The 17,316-nt window shown below is 69.2% G+C and carries 18 protein-coding genes; 4 read left to right on the forward strand and 14 right to left on the reverse strand.

Annotated features, from left to right (window positions below):
• Positions 1-61 precede the first annotated feature (61 nt).
• From OZ403_RS36405 to OZ403_RS36420, 4 genes are all read left to right on the forward strand, one after another.
• Positions 62-1,651 carry a glucose-6-phosphate isomerase gene (locus OZ403_RS36405; protein ID WP_268782915.1) on the forward strand — a complete coding sequence of 530 codons (1,590 nt, stop codon included), beginning with the start codon at positions 62-64 and terminating at the stop codon, positions 1,649-1,651.
• Between the two features lie 161 nt (positions 1,652-1,812).
• A complete protein-coding gene (locus tag OZ403_RS36410; protein WP_140857642.1) occupies positions 1,813-2,583 on the forward strand; it encodes an SDR family NAD(P)-dependent oxidoreductase in 771 nt (256 codons plus the stop codon).
• Between the two features lie 26 nt (positions 2,584-2,609).
• Complete coding sequence (locus OZ403_RS36415; RefSeq protein ID WP_140795791.1) at positions 2,610-3,152, forward strand: hypothetical protein; 543 nt, start codon at positions 2,610-2,612, stop codon at positions 3,150-3,152.
• A gap of 399 nt (positions 3,153-3,551) precedes the next feature.
• On the forward strand, positions 3,552-5,585 hold the full coding sequence (locus OZ403_RS36420) for a TonB-dependent receptor domain-containing protein (RefSeq protein WP_328285485.1): 2,034 nt from the start codon (positions 3,552-3,554) through the stop codon (positions 5,583-5,585).
• 97 nt (positions 5,586-5,682) lie between these two features.
• On the opposite strand, the gene OZ403_RS36425 is transcribed toward OZ403_RS36420, so the two are convergent.
• The 14 genes from OZ403_RS36425 to atpG all read right to left on the reverse strand — a co-directional run bounded on the left by OZ403_RS36425 (position 5,683) and on the right by atpG (position 17,271).
• Entirely contained in the window at positions 5,683-6,702 is a 1,020-nt protein-coding gene (locus OZ403_RS36425) for a cytochrome d ubiquinol oxidase subunit II (RefSeq protein ID WP_174259383.1), read from the reverse strand.
• Positions 6,692-8,035: a cytochrome ubiquinol oxidase subunit I gene (locus tag OZ403_RS36430; RefSeq protein WP_140795794.1), complete on the reverse strand. Its 1,344-nt coding sequence runs from the start codon at positions 8,033-8,035 to the stop codon at positions 6,692-6,694. Before OZ403_RS36430 ends, OZ403_RS36425 begins: the two co-directional genes overlap by 11 nt.
• Before the next feature lie 30 nt (positions 8,036-8,065).
• Positions 8,066-8,587: a hypothetical protein gene (locus OZ403_RS36435; protein WP_140800277.1), complete on the reverse strand. Its 522-nt coding sequence runs from the start codon at positions 8,585-8,587 to the stop codon at positions 8,066-8,068.
• Positions 8,584-8,988, reverse strand: coding sequence for a phage holin family protein (locus OZ403_RS36440; RefSeq protein ID WP_140796725.1), 405 nt, complete (start codon positions 8,986-8,988; stop codon positions 8,584-8,586). The genes OZ403_RS36435 and OZ403_RS36440 overlap by 4 nt, the downstream gene beginning before the upstream one ends.
• Positions 8,989-9,151: 163 nt before the next feature.
• Complete coding sequence (locus OZ403_RS36445; protein ID WP_090487588.1) at positions 9,152-10,180, reverse strand: ADP-ribosylglycohydrolase family protein; 1,029 nt, start codon at positions 10,178-10,180, stop codon at positions 9,152-9,154.
• Between the two features lie 356 nt (positions 10,181-10,536).
• Positions 10,537-10,797 carry a hypothetical protein gene (locus OZ403_RS36450; RefSeq protein ID WP_140795796.1) on the reverse strand — a complete coding sequence of 87 codons (261 nt, stop codon included), beginning with the start codon at positions 10,795-10,797 and terminating at the stop codon, positions 10,537-10,539.
• Positions 10,794-11,240 (reverse strand): RrF2 family transcriptional regulator, encoded by a 447-nt coding sequence (locus OZ403_RS36455; RefSeq protein WP_140795797.1) that lies wholly within the window; start codon positions 11,238-11,240, stop codon positions 10,794-10,796. The genes OZ403_RS36450 and OZ403_RS36455 overlap by 4 nt, the downstream gene beginning before the upstream one ends.
• 1 nt (position 11,241) lies before the next feature.
• Positions 11,242-12,240, reverse strand: coding sequence for a 2Fe-2S iron-sulfur cluster-binding protein (locus OZ403_RS36460; protein WP_140795798.1), 999 nt, complete (start codon positions 12,238-12,240; stop codon positions 11,242-11,244).
• Between the two features lie 15 nt (positions 12,241-12,255).
• The gene (locus OZ403_RS36465) at positions 12,256-12,636 is read right to left on the reverse strand and encodes a group I truncated hemoglobin (protein WP_140800278.1); all 381 of its coding nucleotides are present in this window, start codon (positions 12,634-12,636) and stop codon (positions 12,256-12,258) included.
• Positions 12,637-12,986: 350 nt separating this feature from the next.
• Positions 12,987-13,397 (reverse strand): F0F1 ATP synthase subunit epsilon, encoded by a 411-nt coding sequence (locus tag OZ403_RS36470; RefSeq protein WP_011556841.1) that lies wholly within the window; start codon positions 13,395-13,397, stop codon positions 12,987-12,989.
• Between the two features lie 21 nt (positions 13,398-13,418).
• Entirely contained in the window at positions 13,419-13,988 is a 570-nt protein-coding gene (locus OZ403_RS36475; RefSeq protein ID WP_268782916.1) for a hypothetical protein, read from the reverse strand.
• A gap of 37 nt (positions 13,989-14,025) precedes the next feature.
• Positions 14,026-15,465, reverse strand: a complete 1,440-nt coding sequence (atpD, locus tag OZ403_RS36480) for a F0F1 ATP synthase subunit beta (RefSeq protein WP_140795801.1) — start codon at positions 15,463-15,465, stop codon at positions 14,026-14,028.
• Between the two features lie 168 nt (positions 15,466-15,633).
• A complete protein-coding gene (locus OZ403_RS36485; RefSeq protein WP_268782917.1) occupies positions 15,634-16,335 on the reverse strand; it encodes a prohibitin family protein in 702 nt (233 codons plus the stop codon).
• Between the two features lie 51 nt (positions 16,336-16,386).
• Positions 16,387-17,271, reverse strand: coding sequence for an ATP synthase F1 subunit gamma (gene atpG / locus OZ403_RS36490; protein WP_140795802.1), 885 nt, complete (start codon positions 17,269-17,271; stop codon positions 16,387-16,389).
• Positions 17,272-17,316: the final 45 nt, after the last annotated feature.

Below are 17,316 nucleotides of genomic sequence, written 5' to 3' on the forward strand. Positions count from 1 at the left end.
GCGCACGGAGGCGCTAAGCCATCCGGCACTTTTCGCGACGCGAGAACTGCCAGGAGGAGCCATGACCGAGCGAGAACTGTGGGAGCGGTACCAGCGTTATCTGTGCGTCGTCCCGGCCTTGGACTTCACGCTCGACGTCTCGCGGATGCGCTTCCCGGCGGACTACCTGGAGCGGATGCGCCCCCGCGTGGAGGAAGCCTTCGACGCGATGGCGGCCCTGGAGAAGGGCGCCGTCTCCAACCCGGACGAGAAGCGCAAGGTGGGCCACTACTGGCTGCGCGCGCCGGAGCTTGCGCCCGAGCCCGCGCTCCGGAAGGAAATCACCGACACGGTGGCCGACATCCACGCCTTCGGGAAGGACGTGCATGAGGGCCGGGTGAAGCCGCAGAAGGCGCAGCGCTTCACGCACGTGTTGATTGTGGGCATTGGCGGTTCGGCGCTGGGGCCGCAGCTGGTGGCGGACGCGCTGGGCACGGCGAAGGACCCGATGCAGGTGTCCTTCTTCGACAACACGGACCCGGACGGCTTCGACCGCGTGCTGGCGCAGTTGGGCGAGCGGCTGGCGGAGACGCTCACCCTGGTCATCAGCAAGTCAGGTGGCACCAAGGAGACGCGCAACGGCATGCTGGAGGCCGAGCGCGGCTACACGGCGCGAGGCCTGGACTTCAGCAAGCACGCGGTGGCCGTCACCGGCGCGGGCAGCGAGCTGGACAACCACGCAAAGAAGCAGGGCTGGCTGCGCACCTTCCCCATGTGGGACTGGGTTGGCGGCCGCACATCGGTGACGTCCGCGGTGGGCCTGCTGCCCGCGCGCCTGCAGGGGCTGGACATCGACGCGCTGCTGAAGGGCGCGCGCGACATGGACGCGGCGACGCGCGAGCGTGACGCGTTGAAGAACCCGGCCGCGCTGCTGGCGCTCATGTGGCACTACGCCGGTGATGGCCGGGGCCACAAGGACATGGTCATCCTGCCGTACAAGGACAGGCTGCTGCTGATGTCGCGCTACCTCCAGCAGCTCGTCATGGAGTCGCTGGGCAAGGAGACGGACCTGGATGGCCAGGTGGTGAACCAGGGCATCGCCGTCTACGGCAACAAGGGCTCCACGGACCAGCACGCCTACGTGCAGCAGCTGCGCGAGGGGGTGCTCAACTTCTTCGCCACCTTCATCGAAGTGCTCAAGGACCGCGACGGCGGCTCGCAGGAAGTGGAGCCCGGCGTCACCAGCGGTGACTACCTGCTGGGCTTCCTGCTGGGCACGCGGCGCGCGCTCTACGAGAAGGACCGCGAGTCGCTCACCCTCACCGTGCCGGATGTGAGCGCGCGCACGCTGGGCGCGCTGATTGCGCTGTATGAGCGCGCCGTGGGTTTCTACGCCACGCTGGTGCACATCAACGCGTACCACCAGCCGGGCGTGGAAGCGGGCAAGAAGGCCGCGGGCGTGGTGCTGGAGCTCCAGCGCAAGCTGACCACGCGCCTGCGCGAGGCCCGCGCGGAGGCCCGCACCGCCGAGCAGCTCGCGGCGGACATCGGCATGCCGGACGAGGTGGAGACGGTCTTCAAGGTGCTCCAGCACCTGGCCGCCAACCCGGACCGCGGCATCACGCGCACCCCAGGGGCCACCCCGACGCAGGCGCGCTTCCAGGCGAAGTAGGACGCGGTCACCGATGCCCGCGGCCGAAGCACCCGGCCGCGGCACCGGCCATCGGAAGCAGAACCCCTCCCAGGCGCTGCTTCCCTGCCTTGCGCACAGGACTCAACGCCCCGACACGAGGACGTCCCCATGAGCGGACAGGCGCAGTAGAACGCCCGCCCATGGACCTGGAGCTCAGAGGAAAGACGGCCCTCATCACCGGCAGCAGCCGAGGCATTGGCCGGGCCATCGCGTCGGTGCTGGCCCGCGAGGGCGTGCGGGTGTGCCTCAGCGCACGCGGCGCGGAGGCCCTGGAGGCCACCGCGGCGCAGCTCCGCGCCGAGGGCGTGGACGTGGCCACCGTGGTGACGGACGTGGCCACCCAGTCCGGCGCCGTGGAAGCAGTGGACGCGGCGGTGCGCGCCTTCGGCCGGCTGGACATCCTGGTCAACAACGTGGGCGGCAGCGGCGGCGCGGGCGCCTTCCATTCAGCCACCGCCGAGCAGTGGACGGCCGTCCTGGACCGCAACCTCCTGTCCGCCGTGTGGTGCAGCCAGCGCGCCGTGGAGGCCATGCGCCAGCAGGGCGGCGGCTGCATCGTCCACATCAACTCCATCTTCGGCCGCGAGTACGCCACCAGCGCCCCCTACACCACCGCCAAGGCCGGCATCACCGCGCTTACCAAGGAGATGGCGGTGGACCTGGCGCAGTACCGCATCCGCGTCAACGGCGTGGCCCCCGGCTCCATCCTGTTCCCCGGCGGCAGCTGGGACAAACGCCAGAAGGCGGATCCAGAGAAGGTGGCCAGGCTGGTGCGCGACGAGCTGCCCTGGGGCCGCTTCGGCACCCCCGAGGAAGTGGCCGACGTCGTGGCCTTCCTCTGCTCGGAACGCGCACGCTGGGTCACAGGGGCCACCCTGCCCGTGGATGGGGGCCAAGGCCGTGCCTTCTGAGCGAAAAGCCCCCCGGGCTCCGTGCTATGCAGGGGCCCTCGAATGAGACTCGAAGCGTGCTGAAGCTCTACAAGAAGGAAGGCAACCGGCTCCGCTACTGGGAGGCCTGGGTGCATGACGGCGCACTCACCGTGCACCAGGGCCTCGTGGGCGAGACGGGCGAAGACCATCAACTGCCCCTCCCCCCGGATGAAGACCCGGACATGGTCATCGCCGAGGCCGCCGGTCCCCTGGTGGACCAGGGCTATGACGAGCCTGAGCCCACGGCGATGATGACCCTCATCGTCCAGTACACCGTCGAGGGCAAGGGCACCGGCCACGACGTGGAGAAGCGCGTCGCCGTGGAGGAGTTGCTCACGGACGCGCTCGGCTGGACGGGCAATGGCGAGGTCGAAGGCGGCGAGCTCCAGGAACAGCAGCTCCGCGTCTACTGCCGGGTGATGGACGCCGACGCGGGCGTGCGCACGGCCGTGGAGGCCCTGGAATCCGAGGACCTGCTCGAAGGCGCCACCCTGCTCATCGCCAGGGACGACGAAGAACCGCGGGCCGTCTGGCCCACGCAAGCCTGACGCACACCTCACGGGCACCTCCGCGGTGAAGGCGGACTTCTACGGCTGGTGTAGAAGATTCCGCCTTCCGCGCGTTGACAGGACACCCGCCAAGACGCAAAGTGCCACCTAGTTGAAATTGATTTGCAAAGTCATACGCAACGTACGACGCCTTCCGCGCACGCTCCGCTGAGCACCGGAAGACCTCAGGACGCGGCCCTTTGCATCGCAGGTGTCCCCCACGTCGCGGCTTCCGCGGCGGCGGGAGGGCCTTGCTCGAATCAGTGCCCGCGGACGCCTCGGGCGGAAGCGGAAAGGGGGGAGTCCGGCAGTTCAGACACCCACATGAGGAGAAGGACCTTGCGCGCCGTTCACCGTGATGACGTTTCCCCCCGCCCTTTCCGTGGTCCCCGCCTGTCCGTGACGTGGAAGTGGGTGGGCTCTGCCCTGCTGCTCACCATGACGCCCGCCTGGGCGCAGGACGCGGCCACGCCGCCGTCGGACTCCGCGGCCGCCGAGCGGCAGGCCGAGCAGGCGGAGGCGGCGCTGGAGGACAACGTCTTCCAGATGGCCCCCGTGGTGGTGACGGCGACGCGCACCGAGCAGGACGTCACCACCGCCCCCGCCTCTGTCACCGTGGTGACGCAGGAGGACCTGAAGCGGGCGCCCGTGGGCGATTTGACGGACGCCATCCGCCTGGCGCCCGGCATCAGCCTGACGGCCGGCAGCCAGGGCCGCCGAGGCATCAGCATCCGCGGCATGGATTCGAGCTACACGCTCATCCTGGTCGACGGAAAGCGCGTGAACTCGCTGGAGGCGGTGTTCCGCCACAACGACTTCGACATCGGCCTCATCCCCACGGAGGGCATCGAGCGCATCGAGGTCGTCCGCGGCGCCATGTCCTCGCTCTACGGCTCCGAGGCCCTGGGCGGCGTCATCAACATCATCACCAAGCCGATTGCCCCCAAGTGGACGGGCGGCATCGACCTGAAGGCGCAGACGCCCACCGTGGGCGCCAACGGCGAGGAGCTCCGCTCCAGCGTCTTCCTCAGCGGTCCGCTCATCGAGGACACGCTCTCCATGAAGATTACGGGCGGCTTCAACCACCGCCAGGCGTGGAATGGCGCGCGCAACCCGGGCTCGCCCGTGCTCAACGCGGACGGTGCGCCGGTGACGCGTGAAGACGGCAGCATCGTCAACCACGGCGACCTGGCCACGCTCGAGGGCCGCAATGACCACAACGGCCGGCTGTCGCTGAACTGGACGCCCACCGCGCAGCAGACGATTACCGCCGAGTACGGCCGCGCGTACCAGAACCGCATCGGCGAGTACTACATCGGCGGCTCCTACGGCGACGCGGACGCGGTGGTCCACCGCAACGACGCGGTGCTGGGCCACAAGGGCAAGTGGGACTGGGGCAACTCCGAGGTCCGCGGCTACTGGGAAGGACTGGAGAGCGGCGTCGACGGCCTCACCCAGGACAACATCGTCGCGGAGGCGAACGCCACCGCGTACCTGGGCATCAACACGCTGACGGTGGGCGGCGAGGCGCGCTGGATTGACCTCAAGTCGGACGAGTTCACCAGCGGCGCCGCCAGCGTGCACCAACAGGCCATCTACGCGCAGGATGAGCTGGCGCTGATGGACAAGCTGACCCTGCTGCTGGGCGCGCGTCTGGACAACCACGAGAACTTCGGCCTCCACTTCACGCCGCGCGCCTACGCCGTCTACTCGCCCATCAACCACCTCACCGTGAAGGCGGGTGTCGGCACGGGCTTCAAGGCGCCCACGCTGCGGCAGATGAGCACCGAGTCCCTGGTGACGAGCTGCCGTGGCCGCTGCGGCATCATCGGCAACCCGGACCTGGACCCGGAGAAGAGCACCAACTTCGAGGTGTCCGCCAACTGGACCATGACGTCGTGGGCCCTGTCGGCCACCGTCTTCCAGAACAACATCCGCAACCTCATCGACACGCCGCGCGGCACGGGCGTGGAGCCGGTGGGTACCGACCCGGCGACGGGCCTGCCCCTGTACGTGCCCCGCAACGTCAACCGCGCGCGCCTGCGCGGCGTCGAGGCGACGGCGAGCAAGGCCTTCGGCAACGTGGTGCGCCTGAGCGCGAACTACACCTTCCTGGAGAGCCGCGACCTGGAGAACGACGTGCAGCTCGCCTACCGGCCCAAGCACACCCTCAACGGCCAGATTGACCTGACGCCGGTGGACAAGCTGAAGGCCTTCGTGCGCGGCCAGTACATTGGCCCGCAGCTCAGCGGCACCGAGGAAGTGGAGGCCTATGCCCTCTTCGACGCGGGCGCGAGCTACGACATCAGCAAGAACTTCGGCGTCAACGCGGGCGTCCTCAACATCGCCAACACCCGCACCGAGGACGAGGAAGGCTACGTGTTCCAGGAGCGCGGCCGCACCATCTACGCGGGCGTGAACGCGCGATTCTAAGGCGTCGCTTCGTCCCTTGTATCGATTGAGGCCGTGCCGTCCCCTATTGGTGGACTGCACGGCCTCTTCGCGTTCCGGGCACGTGAGCCCCCGCGGCTCACGCCTCCGAGCCTGCGCTGGGCGTGGGCACGGGCCGGAAGACGCGGAACAGCAACACCAGCGAAGGAACCACCACGGCCGTGCCCACGCCCAGCGCCACCAACAGCAGGCGTTGCGCGCCAGGGCTCGCCGCCGCGCCGTGCAGCGTGACGTCCGGCACCACCAGGAACGGGTGCTGCGAGGCCGCCCACCCCAACACGATGAGCCCCGCCTGCACGGCCGCCGCGACGCGGGCCCATTGGAAGCGGCGCGTCCACAGGAGCGCGAAGGACGCCACCGCGGCCACCGCCGTGCCCGCATGCAGCGCCAGGGCGAAGGGCGAGCGCAACAGGCCCTCCCAGACGCGTGGCGCCCCCTCGCGTGCCAGCAGCAGCACCACCAGCGCCGCGACGAAGACGGCCACACCCGCGCCCATCGCCCGGCGGCGGAAGTCCTCGCGCAGCGCGGACTCGGGCGCCTCGTGGGTGAGGTACACCGCCGCCAGGAAGGCGAAGAGGCACAGCGCCAGCACGCCCACCGCCCATGAGAAGGGCGTGAGCCACGACGCGAAGAAGCCGCTCACCACCACCCGCCCCTCGACGCGGATGGTGCCGCTCACCACGGCCCCCACGCACATGCCCAGCAGCACCGGCGCGATGACGCTGGCTCCACTGAAGACGAGCCCCCACTGCCGCTGCACCGTGTCCCCGCGCGTGTCGTAGGTCCGGAAGGTGAAGGCGGCGCCCCGGAACACGATGCCCAGCAGCAGCAACGTCAGCGGCACGTGCAGCGCCACGCTCAGCACCGCGAAGGCGCGCGGGAAGCCGGCGAACAGCAGCACCATGCCCACGATGAGCCAGATGTGATTCACCTCCCACACCGGGCCAATGGCGCGGGCGATGAGCGCGCGCTGCTCCGCCTTGCGCGGTCCGGAGGCGAGCAAATCCCAGACGCCGCCCCCGAAGTCCGCGCCGCCGAAGAGGGCGTAGAGGACGAAGGTCCCCGCCACCGCGAAGCCCAGAATCGTGTCAGTGGACATGGGCCTCACCTCCCGGCAGACCGCTGTCGCGCGTAGGCAGCGTGCCCGCCACCTGCCGCACCAGCAGGAGCACCACCGTCACGCCCAGGAACAAGTACACGGCGGTGAAGGTCCAGAAGGGCGCGGCCAGGTGTGGCACCGGCGTCACCGCGTCCGCCGTGCGCATGACGCCGCGAAGAATCCACGGCTGTCGTCCCCACTCCGTGACGAGCCAGCCCGCCTCCATGGCCACCACCCCCAGCGGCCCCGACAGCAGCCACGCCCACATCAGCTTCCGCCCGTGGGGCCAGGCCTTCTTCCGCCACCGCCAGCCCAGCGTCACCAACGCCAGCAGCGCCATGGCGCTCCCGGTGCCCACCATGATTTGGAAGGCCACGTGGACCTTCGCCACCGGCGGCCACTCGTCGCGCGGGAAGGCATTCAGGCCCTTCACCTCCGCGTCCGGATCCGCGAAGGCGAGAATCGACAGGCCCTTGGGGATGTCCACCGCGTAGGGCACCTCGCCCGTCTCCACGTTGGGGAGTCCACCCAGGCGCAGCGGCGCGCCGCGCTCCGTTTCGAACTGGCCCTCCATGGCGGCCAGCTTCACCGGCTGCGCCTTCGCCACGTGCTTGGCGGACAAGTCCCCCACCACGGGCTGGAGCAGCGCGGTGACACACGCCAGCGGCAGCGCCACCGACAGGGCCTTCCGGTGGAAGGCCGCGCCCGGGTAGCGCAGCAACACGAAGGCGTGGATGCCCGCCATGGCGAAGGCGCTCGCCTGGTAACAGGAGAGCAGCACGTGCGCCGTCTGGTACTGCCAGCCGGGGCTGAACATGGCCACCAGCGGCTGCACGTCCATGGGCCCCGACGCCGACGGCGTGAAGCCCGACGGGTGGTTCATGAATGTGTTGACCAGCGTGACGAAGAAGGCGCTGGCCGCGCCACTCACCGCCACCATGACGCCGGAGAACAGGTGCATCCCTGGCGACACCCGCTCCCGCCCGTACAGATAGATGCCCAGGAAGATGGCCTCGGTGAAGAAGGCGACGCCTTCCAGGCTGAAGGGCAGCCCAATCACCTCGCCGTATTGCCCCATGAACTCTGGCCACAGCAGGCCCAGTTCGAACGACAACACCGTGCCACTCACCGCGCCCACCGCGAAGAGGATGGCCGTCCCCTTCGCCAGCTTCTGACTCAGCTTCTGATAGTCCGCATCACCGGTGCGCCGGCCCTTCCAGTCACTGAGCACCATGAGGACGGGAAGCGCCACTCCCGCCGCGGCGAAGATGATGTGGAACGCGAGCGACAAGCCCATTTGGGCCCGCGCATAGAGCAGGTCCGTCATGGGCATCAGAATGGTTTATGTCTTATTTTGTCGCAATTATGTATTCTTATAACCCCCCTGAGCAGAAGCGGGGACGCGGCGCGCGGGAACCAGTGTCATCACCGCGTTTCGTGCAACAGCGGTGGCGAGCGTACTGGCGAAGATGAGGACGAGCTTTCTCCCCAGCTCCGCGCCCAGCGGGCGCTGCTCCGCGTTGGAGGCCACGCGGTCCGGGTGCTCCCAGGCACGCGTCAGGGCCTTTCGGCGCTTGCGGCGCAGAATCTCGTCGCGGTTGCGCGCGCGGTACACCGCGTATCCCACGCCCAGGCCCACCACCGTCAGCAGCGCGGCGCCCGCGGCCATCAGCTCGGTGCGGTGCTGCCGCGCGTGGTAGCGCACGTCGAGCGCGCGCTCGCGTCGCCGATCCAACTCCGCCAGCGTGAGCATCAGCTCGTCGCGGATGCGGTCGGCGGTCTCCTCCACCTGCTTGCGGTCCCCCATGCCCCGGCTGATGCGGTGGTCCTCATGCTTCCGCTCGATTGCCGAGGGCTCGCCTGGGTCGCGGCCGTTGCCATTCATTGCAGCGTCTCCCGCGTGAGCTGGTAGTCCGTCTTCAAGCGTTCCTGTGTGTGCGGCAGCGGCTTCTTGGGCACGCGCTTGCTGCCCATGAAGAGCAGGCCCCCGGCAATCGCCAGCAGCACCACGCCCACCACCAGCACGCCCAGCGCCTGGGCCATGGGCAAGACCAGCCCCAGCGCGACGAAGAGGACGGCCAGCGCGGTGAGCGCCAGCACCGCGCCCGCCCCCAGGAGGATGCCCGCGGTACGCGCGGCCTTCAGCTCCTCACGCAGCTCCTTCTTGGCATGCATCACCTCGGCGCGCACCAGCAGGCGCGTCTCCGCCAAGGCGTGCCGGATGAGCTCCGCCGTGGAGAGCGTCTCCAATTGACTTCGCTCCAGGCGTTCCGATTCGAGGTCCACGACGTGCGCCTCCTGCGATGACTTCGCGGACCACACGTGCGCTCCCATGCCCGCATGGCATCCTTGCGGCCCGCTCCTTCGCACAAGGTGGGCAGGACGCTCCCTCCAGTGAAGCCCCGGGGGAATGCACGCCGGCGGCTGCCCGCCTGCCCTGCCCTCGCGCTCAGCGGCGACGGCGGTGCGACAGGGCGGTGGCCAGCGTCTCGCGGACCTGATGGGCGCGGAAGAGGCGGTCCGCCGTATCCACCAGGTTTTCGGAGTACAACACCTGCTTGCGCAGCCGCGCGGGGATGGCGCGCGTCCCCAGGTGGGCGCCCAGCAGGGCGCCCGTCAGCGCTGCGGCCACGTCCGCCTCGCCGCCGCAGCGCAGCGTGAGGGCCACCGCCTCCCGGAAGTCGTGCGGCACCTTGAGGATGGCGAACAGCGACGTCAGCAGCACCGGCACCACGTGCGGCGGCAGCCCGTCCACGCCCTTCAGCTCGCTGGGGGGCACGCCCACCTTGCGCAACTGCGTCAGCGCGCGCGCGGTGTCCCAGGTGAGCAGGCGCGGCAGGTGGCGCACCTCCTCGGCCAGACCCTTGTCGTGCACGGCCGCCGCCAGCGCCAGCTCCTCGCAGAAGGCCGCGGGTGTCAGCGGCTCCTCTTCCATGCCCAGCGCCGCGGCCTGCGCGAAAGCGGCGGCCGCCGCCGCGCACACCGGATCCTTGTGCGTGATGATGGTGAGCACGCCCGCGTCATGCGGCAGGCGCGCGCGGTGGCCGCTCTCCAACAGGCCCACCACCAGCGCGCGGCTGAGCACCGAATGGCAGCGCGTGCCCAGAGACGCGCCCGCGCTCATCCACGGCACGCCGCTGGCCAGCCGCTGCAGCGCGTCCGCCAGGCTCTTGGGCGGCTGGAGGATGATGCCCTCCTGCCACAGCCACGCCAGGTGCGCCGCCGCGCTGCGGCCGTCTACCTTGCCCTCGCGGATGACGCTCTCCGCCGCCGCGAGCAGCAGCTGCGTGTCGTCGCTGAACTGGCCCTTGGCGAACTTGCCGCGCGGGCGGGGCGCGAAGTCTTCGGCAAGGCCGGGCAGCCGCGTGAGGCTCGCCGGTGGAATGCCGCGCAGCGGAAAGCCGAGCGCATCACCGATGGCGAGCCCCACGAACGCCGCATGGAACCTGTCCTGGCGCTCGGCGGGAGTCAGCGGCATGGGGTCGTGGAGATTAACCGACGCTCAGGCCAGAACGGCCGAGAGAAACCCGTGAAACATACGCGAGCCGGAGCGGGAAGAATCATGCCGGGGCTTGACGAGCGCGATACAGCCGTCCTCGAAATTCCACTCGGATTCTTCACCGTCCACTCTCCATCCTTGGCGCCTCGTGGATCGCAGCGCGGGGTGGGGTGACTACCGCAACCAACACACGCGCGGCAAGCCTCGGAGGGTGCACGCATTCGCGCACCTGCACACGTGTCCAACTTGCGAAGCTTCGCGCCGGCGGGAATGGCGCACGAGGGACGCGCAGGTGGCACCAGCGCGCGGGTGTCAGCACACGCGCGCCCGCTACTTCATGCGTCGTCGCGGCCCAGGTTGACGACGGCCTGCAAGCGCGCCATCACCGCCTGCGCGCCCTGGTGCAGGTGCGTGCCGTCCCAGAGCGCGGGCGTGGTATGTCCGCCATGCTTGCGCCAGTCCGCTTCCGCCTCGTCGAAGGCCACGTTGCGAAAGCGCACGCGGTCCTCCAGCGCGTAGTCCACGATGTAGCGCCGGGCCTGCGCGGAAGGTGCATCCACGATGCGATGAAACAGCTCCAGCGTGCCGGACATCATGGCGCGGAGGTGGGAAGGAAGTAGTCCTGCAGGTTCGGGCGCGAGCGGCGGAGCAGGTCCGCCAGCGTGTACCGGTCCAGCACCGCGAGGAACGCCTCGCGCGCCTCGTCCAGCACACCCTTGAGCCCACAAGCGGGAGCGATGGGACAAGCGTTTCGCTCCCGGTCGAAGCACTCCACCAGGTGGAAGTCCGGCTCCGCGGCGCGCAGCACGCTCCCCACCTGGATGTCCGCTGGCGCTCGCGCCAGCACCACGCCGCCGGAGCGGCCCGCTCGCGCATCCACCACCCCCTGCCCCGCCAGCGTCTGCACCACTCGCACCAGGTGGTGCTTGGAGATGCCGTACGCATCCGCCATCTCCTGCGTGGAGACGGGCCGCCCGGTGCGCGTGGCCAGGTAGAGCAGCACCCGCAGCGAGTAGTCGGCATGGAGGGTGAGGTGCACGTCAGCGGGCTCCGGCGTCGGAAGTACGCTGGCCCTGAGGAACGCTCGGCAGGAAGGCATCCGTGTGGAGGTCTTTCAACGAGAGCCCGGCCAGGAACAGCTTCTTGCGAAGGGATAGCACCAATGGCCCGTCTCCGCAGAGCCATGCGCGCCAGCCCAGGGGCTTGGGACATTCAGCGCGGATGAGCGCATCGAGCGCTCCCTCGGCCACGTCCCGGGTGCCGCCTTCCAGCACACCCGGACGATAGCGGAACTGAGGATGCTGCTCGGCCAGCGCCCGCAGCTCGGAGGTGAGGTAGAGCCCCTCGGGCGTCCGAGCACCGTGGAAGAGCCAGATGGGCCCCGCATGGCCCGCCGCCAGCGCGTCGCGAACGATGCCGTACAGCGGCGCCAGTCCCGTGCCCGTGCCCGCCAGCAACAAGGGCTGCTCAGGCCGACCGGGCACATAGAAGCAACTGCCCGCCGGGCCCTGCACCTGGAGCCTGTCTCCCGGCCGTGCGTCATGCGCCAGCCAGCCACTCATCGCCCCGCCCGGCAGGAGCCGCACATGCAACTCCAAGGCATCTTCATGAGGCAGGCTGGCCAGCGAATAACTGCGGGTCAGCCCGTCCTCGCGCACCAGGGAGAGATACTGCCCCGCGTGGTACGCCAGCGGGCTGTCCGTCACCAGCCGCACGCGAAGGACGCTGGTGGACAGCCACGACAGCGCCTGGATGCGCGCGGGGATGCGCAGCGCCTCCGCGCCGGTGACTTCCAGCAGCGTGCCCTCCGGAGGCCGACAGGCACAGGCGAGGAAGTAGCCCTGTGCCCGGAGCGTGTCCTTCAGCCCCACCTGCGCGGCCTCAGGAACCGTCCCCGCCACGGCCCGCATCAGGCAGGACTGGCAGGCCCCCGCGCGGCACGCATTCGGAATGGACACGCCCTGGCGCAGCAGCGCGTCCAGCACACTCTCTCCGGACTCCAGCGGATACCAGTCGGACTCGTGCTTGACCTTGGCCATGGCGTGCTCCTCGGGTCAGCGTCCCAGGACGTCCGCGCGGGCGCTCTCCGCGATGGTCAGCACCTTCGCCACCAGCGGCGCGGCCACGCCCAACTCCTCCAGCGTCGCCTTCAGGTGGCCCGCCACCGCGTCGAAGTGCGAGTCGTTCAGCCCACGCTTCACCAGAGGCGCGTGGCCCGCGCGCATGTCCTTGCCCGAGTAGTGGACCGGCCCACCCGTCACCATCGTCAGGAACGCCTTCTGCTTCGCGGCCTGGCGCTCCATGTCCACGTCCTCGAAGAAGTGGCTGATGTGGTCGTCCGCCAGCACCTTCCGGTAGAAGACCTCCACCGCCGCCGCCATCGCCGGCTCTCCCCCCAACTGCTCGTAGACACTCTTCTCCGCCGTAACGCTCATGGTGCCGCTCCTCTCGCCCGGCATGGGCATTAAGATGCATTATAAATGCATCTTAAAACCCGGACCGTCAAATGGAAGCATCACTGTCAGTGGAGCTACTGCGACCGAGGACAGCCGCTGACAGGAGGCCGCCGCGCCCGCGCGAAGGCTCGGAGGCGAACGCAGCCAGGCCCCTGGGGGCACTGTGAAGCGAGGTGCGGACCGGGAAGCCTGTTCCGGAGGCGCCACCCCAGAGGGGCACCGTCACGCAAACAGAAGCGGACACCGGCTCCGCTCGAGGAGAGCCCGGGTGTCACGCCAGGACCGCCAGGAGCGCGGGACGCTCCTGGGCGGTGAAACGGGGGAGAAGCCTACGCGCGCGCGGTGTTGGCGGCGCCGATACGGGCGGCCTCACGGCGCACCGTGGCCTGCTCCAGCTCGAAGCGCGCGTCCTCGGAGGACATGCCCTTCATGCGCTCCTGCGCCTCGGCCATGCGGCGGCGGGCGCCTTCCACGTCGATGCCCGTGACGGGCTCGGCCGCGTCGGCGAGCACCAGCACCTTGTCATTGCCCACTTCCACGAAGCCGCCCGCGACGAAGTAGGACTCGCGCCGGCCACTCTCGATCAGCGTCAGCGCGCCCGGCTCCATCAGCGACAGGAACGGGGTGTGCCCCGGCCGCACGCCGAACAGACCCCGGCCGCCAGGAACAATCGCCTCGTCGGCCTGCACCGACAGGATGCGCTTCTCGGGGGTGACAATCTCCACAGTCAGCTTGGCCATGAGGCTCCTCGCACAACCGAATCAGAACGTGAGCTGACGGGTGGTTACACCCACCGGCTCCAACTCCACCACCCCGGCGTCCGTCAGCCGGGGCCCCTTGCCGGGGATGCCGAGCGTGCCCTCCAGCCACTTGAAGTGGTGGGTGAGCTGGCGCACCTCGGAGAGCTGCCGCGTGTTGAGCCACTCGGTCAGCCGCTTCTCCTGGAGCCGCTGACCATCCCGCCCGTACTGCGCCGCCACCACCACGCGCGCCCAGGCGGGAGGCCCCTTGGGCTTCTTCACCTTCGACTTCTTCTTCGAGCGCGGCTCCGGCACGGGCTTGCCCTTCTCCACCAGCGGCCACACCACCCAGACCCGCTCGCCGTCGTTGGAGACGAAGTAGAGGTCGTCCACCGTGCCCAGACACTGCGCCAGCGTCCAGACGGGGCCGCTCTCCTGCGTCACCTCCAACCGGCACTGGCCCTGCGCCGCTTCCACCATGCGGACGCTGTAGAGCCCGTTGGCGCTCACCCGGGCCCGTCCTTTGCGCTCCTCCGCCAGGGCGGAGGAGGACAGGCACATCAGGACCAGGGCGAGCGCTGCACGGCGCATGGTGACCTCTGTGAGGAGAAGGAGCGCCCAGCTTAACTCACACCATCTTCCGCGCGTTCTCGACCACCTCGTCGATGCTGCCCGCCATGTAGAAGGCGCCCTCGGGGATGTCGTCGTGCTTGCCCTCGGAGATCTCCTTGAAGCCCTGGATGGTGTCCTGGAGCTTCACGTAGCGGCCGTCCTTGCCGGTGAAGACCTTGGCCACGAAGAAGGGCTGCGACAGGAACTTCTGGATCTTCCGGGCGCGAGCCACCACCAGCTTGTCGTCCTCGGAGAGCTCGTCCATGCCGAGGATGGCGATGATGTCCTGCAGCTCCTTGTACCGCTGGAGGATGCCCTGGACCTTTCGGGCCACGCCGTAGTGCTCCGCGCCGATGACGGCCGGGTCCAGAATGCGGCTGGTGGAGTCCAGCGGGTCCACGGCGGGGAAGATGGCGAGCTCGGCGATGGAGCGGTTGAGCACCGTGGTCGCGTCGAGGTGGGCGAAGGCCGTCGCGGGCGCCGGGTCCGTGAGGTCGTCGGCGGGGACGTAGATGGCCTGCACGGAGGTGATGGAACCCTTCGTGGTGGAGGTGATGCGCTCCTGCAGACTGCCCATCTCCGTGGCCAGCGTGGGCTGGTAACCCACGGCGCTGGGGATGCGGCCCAGGAGGGCGGACACCTCGGAACCGGCCTGGGTGAAGCGGAAGATGTTGTCCACGAAGAGGAGCACGTCGCGGCCTTCCACGTCGCGGAAGTACTCGGCCATCGTCAGCGCGGACAGGGCCACGCGGGCGCGGGCGCCGGGCGGCTCGTTCATCTGGCCGTACACCAGAACGGCCTGGCTGGCCTCCAGGTTGTCCGTCTGGATGACCTTCGTGTCCTGCATTTCGTGGTAGAGGTCGTTGCCCTCGCGGGTGCGCTCACCGACGCCGGCGAACACCGAGAAGCCACCGCGCTCCACGGCCACGTTGCGGATGAGCTCCTGCAGGAGCACCGTCTTGCCCACGCCGGCGCCGCCGAAGAGGCCAATCTTGCCACCGCGGGTGTACGGGGCGAGCAGGTCGATGACCTTGATGCCCGTCTCGAACATCTGCACGCGCACGTCCTGCTCCGTGAAGGGCGGCGGCGCGCGGTGGATGGACCAGTACTCCTGCGCCTTCACGGGGCCCATCTCGTCCACCGGCTCACCGGTGACGTTCAGGATGCGGCCCAGGGTGGCCTTGCCCACCGGCACCTGGATGGGGGCGCCCGTGTTCCTGACGGGCATGCCGCGGCCGAGGCCCTCGGTGGAGTCCATGGCGATGGTGCGGACGGTGTTCTCGCCCAGGTGCTGCGCCACCTCGAGGGTGAGGTTGTCCGCGTCAGCGCTCAAGTTCGCGTTGGTGACCTTGAGGGCCGTGTAGACCTCGGGGAGACCACCGGGCGGGAACTCGACGTCGACCACGGGGCCGAGGACCTGGATGATTCTGCCTGCCGTCGGAACTTGAGCGCTCATGGAATCGTCTGCCTCGCACGGGGAGCGGACGGGCGCCGCCACCCTTGAAATTTCGGCCCGGCTGTGAGGGCGGGCCCCCTTTACCGGGGCCCCCCCCGGGGGTCAAGCATCCCGGGCAACTGACTGGTAAGTCTGGCTTAGCGGAACCACATGCCGGGCGCCAGCCCCTTACCTCCCATCCGGCTGGTACACCAGGGGCAGCCCGCTGTTCGGGCTACCAACCAGGACGACCTTGGCGTTCTGGCTCTGGGCGAGCCGCTCCGTGGCCTCGATGCCCGTGAAGCGCAGGTACTCCTCGGTGAGCCCCTTGCCAACGATGTCCTGGTACCGGGCGATACCCTCCGCTTCGATCTGCTTGCGCTCCGCCTCCTGGCGCTCCTTGTCCAGGGTGAAGCGCTTCTTCTGGCTGCGCTGCTCCTCCGCCAGCTTGTCGGCGATGGCGTCGCGGATGGCCGAAGGCAGCGTCACGTCCCGCACCAGGATGGCCTCCACCACCACGTGCTTGCCTTCGAGCGAGCGCGTCACCTCCTCGAAAAGCTCCTGCTCTATCTGCTCGCGCTTCGAGGAGTAGAGCTCCTCCGGCGCGTAGCGGCCGAACACCTGACGGGCCTCCGAGCGGACCGCGGGGGCGATCAGGATGTCGGCGTACCTGGACCCCGTCTGAGTGTGCAGCTCGAAGAGCTTCGCGGGGTCCACCCGGTAGCGCACGCTGGCGTCCACCGTGAGGTCCAGGCCGTTGCTGGACAGGACGCTCAGCCCGTCCTTCATCTCCTGCACGCGCAAGTCGTAGACGATGAGCGACTTGCCCGGCCGCAGGAGGTGGAAGCCTTCTCCATGGCTCGGCCGGGGCCTTGAACGCGAAGGGCCCACCCCGATAGGCGGGGCGGGCCCAGGAGATGGGGGCGAGGCTGCGCGAATGCCCTACTTCAGGGCCTCGGCGCCGGAGACGATCTCCATCAGCTCCTTGGTGATGACCGCCTGACGCGTGCGGTTGTAGGTGAGCGTCAGGCTGCCAATCATGTCGGTCGCGTTGGAGGTGGCGTTCTCCATGGCGCTCATGCGGGCGCCGTGCTCGCTGGCCACGCTCTCCAGCAGGGCGCGGTAGAGCTTGATGTTGACGGCCTGGGGCACCAGGCGGTCCAGCACGGCCTGACGGTCCGGCTCGTACTTGAAGTCCACCAGCGCGGTGGAGCCTTCCGTCGGAGCCTGGCCCGGCGTCCCCAGCGTCTGCAACGGCAGCAGCTGGGCGACCTTCACCGTCTGGGCGATGGCGGAGACGAACTCGTTGTAGACGATGTGGACCGCGTCCACCTCGCCGTTGAGGTAGCTGGCCACCAGCTCCTCGGCCACGTCCGCGGCGGCGCGGTAGTTCAGGCGCTGGTACAGGCCGCCGAAGTCCTTGCGGATGTTCTGGCCGCGGTTGCGGAAGAAGTCGTTGCCCTTCCGGCCCACGGTGGAGAGGCGGATGCTCTCCAGGTTCGTGTTCTCGTAGAGGAACCGGTTGGCGCGACGGATGACGTTGGAGTTGAAGCCGCCGGCGAGGCCTCGGTCCGACGTGAGGAGCACCAGCTCCACGCGCTTCACCGGGCGGGCCGCGAGCAGCGGGTGGCTGAGGCTCTCATCCCCGGCGCGGGCGGCCAGGTCCGCGATGATTTGATCCAGCATCGTCGCGTAGGGACGCGCCGCCAGGATGCCGTCCTGCGCCTTGCGGAGCTTCGCGGCGGAAACCATCTTCATCGCCTTGGTGATCTGACGCGTGTTCTTCACCGAGCGGATGCGCTTGCGAATGTCGCGAAGGGACGCCATGGACCGGGGAGCTCCTGTGGGGCGTTCGACCCGCTTTGTCCAGAA

The sequence above is a fragment of the Myxococcus sp. NMCA1 genome (assembly GCF_026810205.1).
Classification (GTDB): Bacteria; Myxococcota; Myxococcia; order Myxococcales; family Myxococcaceae; genus Myxococcus; species Myxococcus xanthus_A.